This is a genomic window from Shigella sp. FC1967 (assembly GCF_001743005.1).
Lineage (GTDB): Bacteria > Pseudomonadota > Gammaproteobacteria > Enterobacterales > Enterobacteriaceae > Proteus.
The window spans coordinates 1-294 of record NZ_MIIZ01000095.1 but is presented as its reverse complement, the minus strand read 5'-3'; the positions used below and the strand labels follow the sequence as shown (position 1 = coordinate 294).

The 294-nt window shown below is 50.3% G+C and carries 1 rRNA gene; it reads left to right on the top strand.

Annotation, left to right across the window (positions count from 1 at the left end):
* Window positions 1-294, top strand: a 23S ribosomal RNA gene (locus tag BHE89_RS00745); the annotation flags it as partial.

The following is a 294-nucleotide window of genomic DNA, read 5'->3' as shown; positions in this document are numbered from 1 at the left end:
GGATATTATCATTAACTGAATACATAGGTTAATGAGGCGAACCGGGAGAACTGAAACATCTCAGTACCCCCGAGGAAAAGAAATCAACCGAGATTCCCCCTAGTAGCGGCGAGCGAACGGGGAGCAGCCCAGAGTCTTAATCAATAGCAGCATCAGGAGAACGGTCTGGAAAGTCCGGCAGTAAAGGGTGATAGCCCCCGTATCCGAAGATGCTGTTATTGTGAACTCGACGAGTAGGGCGGGACACGTGTTATCCTGTCTGAATATGGGGGGGACCATCCTCCAAGGCTAAAT